At 70.4% G+C, this 1996-nt stretch carries 2 protein-coding genes and 1 pseudogene; 2 read left to right on the top strand and 1 reads right to left on the bottom strand.

The features are described 5' to 3' along the window. Both D3H34_RS34400 and D3H34_RS32075 read left to right on the top strand, forming a co-directional pair. A pseudogene (locus D3H34_RS34400) lies at positions 1-406 on the top strand (cytochrome ubiquinol oxidase subunit I); the annotation flags it as partial. A 55-nt stretch (positions 407-461) separates the two neighbouring features. Next, positions 462-1793, top strand: coding sequence for a PQQ-dependent sugar dehydrogenase (locus D3H34_RS32075; protein ID WP_119558809.1), 1332 nt, complete (start codon positions 462-464; stop codon positions 1791-1793). An 8-nt stretch (positions 1794-1801) separates the two neighbouring features. On the opposite strand, the gene D3H34_RS32070 is transcribed toward D3H34_RS32075, so the two are convergent. Further along, positions 1802-1996 (bottom strand): YeeE/YedE thiosulfate transporter family protein (locus D3H34_RS32070; protein WP_167481319.1); only part of this gene is annotated, 195 nt, incomplete at its 5' end.

Raw genomic sequence — 1996 nt, 5'->3', positions numbered from 1 at the left:
GCTGGCCGCCGGCCTGCTGCTGGCCGCATCGGCGCTGATGGTCTGGGCCCAACGGTGCCTGGACCGCGGGCGCCAGGGCCGGCTGCGCCTGGCCGTGCTGCTGGCGATGGGCGCGGCGATAGGCGCGCTCGCGCTCGATCTGGGCGTGTACCTGCAAATCGGCCTGGCGCCGCGCGCCGATGCCTGGAGCGCTACCGTGGCCGCGCTCGTCGCCTGGCAATGCTTTCACGCGCTGGTGCTGCTGGTCATGGGCAGTTATGTGCTGGCGCGTTCGTGGGCCGGCCGGCTGCGCGGCAATGCGCGCGCGACGCTCGACAACACGGCGTTGATGTGGCACGGCACGGTCGCCCAGGCACTGGCCGGCATGGCGCTGGTGCGCTGGCTGCCCGCGTGGATGGGCGGTTGACGCTTGCGGCGTCGGCCTACAGGCGTGCGCGAAACCGTCCGCCGATACTGGGCGCATGAAAAAGCCCATCCACTCCCATTGCATGTGCTGGCTCGGCGTGCTGGCCCTGGCCGGCTGCATGGCGGGCCCCTCGGCCCAGCAAGGTGCAGGCCTGGGGGCGAACCCGGAGCTTCCGGCGCCCAAGCGCAGTGGCCTGTTGCCCACGGTCAATATCGCGCCCGCGCTGGGCTGGCCCGCAGGCGCGCTGCCGCAGGCGCCCAAAGGCTTCAAGGTCACGGCGCTGGCCGCCGGGCTGGATCATCCGCGCTGGGTCCATGTGCTGCCGAACGGCGATGTCCTGGTCGCTGAAAGCAACAAACCCGCGCCCGCCGAAGGCGCGAGGAACGTGCATGCCGACGGGCTGCGCGGCAAGGTCATGGGGATGGTGATGAAGCGCGCGGGGGCGGGAACGCCCAGTGCGAACCGCATCACGCTGCTGCGCGATGCGGATGGCGACGGCGTGGCCGAGACGCGCACGATCTTCCTGCAGAACCTGGTTTCGCCCTTTGGCATGGCGCTGGTCGGCAATCAGCTGTACATCGCCAATGCCGACGCCATCGTCAAGGTGGCGTACACAACCGGGCAGACGGCGATTGTCGCGACCCCCGTCAAGGTCACCGACCTGCCCGCGGGCGCGAACCACCACTGGACCAAGAACATCCTCGCCAGCGCCGACGGCAGCAAGCTCTATGCGACTGTGGGCTCGAACAGCAATATCGGCGACAACGGCATGGCGTCGGAGGAGGGCCGGGCCGCGATCTGGGAGGTGGACCTGGCCACGGGCGCGAAGCGGCTGTTCGCGACCGGTCTGCGCAACCCCAACGGGCTGGGCTGGGAGCCCGAATCGAAGACGCTGTGGACCGTCGTCAACGAGCGCGACGAACTCGGCAACGACCTCGTTCCCGACTACCTGACTTCGGTCAGGGACGGCGCTTTCTATGGCTGGCCCTGGAGCTACTGGGGCCAGAACGTGGACGAGCGCGTCAAGCCGGCCAAGCCGGACATGGTCGCCAAGGCGATCGCGCCGGATTTCGGTCTGGGTTCGCATGTCGCGCCCCTGGGCCTGGCCTTTTCGGATGCGCGCATGCCTGCGCCCTACGCCAGCGGCGCCTTCATCGGCCAGCACGGCTCGTGGAACCGCAAGGAATTGACGGGCTACAACGTCGTCTTCGTGCCGTTCGCCGCGGGGCGCCCGTCGGGTCCGCCGGTGCAATTCCTCGGCGGGTTCCTGAACCAGGAAGGCAAGGCCCATGGCCGCCCCGTGGGCGTGGCGCTCGATGCCCGGGGCGCGCTGCTGGTCGCCGATGACGTCGGCAACGTGATCTGGCGCGTGGCGCGCACCGAATAAGACGCCGTTCAGGCGGCGCTGCGCGCCGTCTGCCAGGCCTGGCAGCGAAAGCCCAGCCAGAGCGCGGCGAGCATGGCCGCGCCGAACACCCAGGCGCTCAGCGCTCCGGCCATGCCGCCGGACAGCAGCGTGCCTATGGTGCAGCCCAGCCCGGTCATCGCCCCCCAGCCCAGCAGCGTGCCGCCGGCGATGCCGCGCAGCGC

The organism is Acidovorax cavernicola, from assembly GCF_003581445.1.
The sequence above is the reverse complement of the archived record's forward strand: the minus strand, read 5'-3'. Positions and strand labels throughout refer to the sequence as shown.

Coding starts and splice junctions, on each gene's coding strand:
- D3H34_RS32075 (WP_119558809.1), top strand. CDS start 462: ATGAAAAAGCCCATCCACTCCCATTGCATGTGCTGGCTCGGCGTGCTG.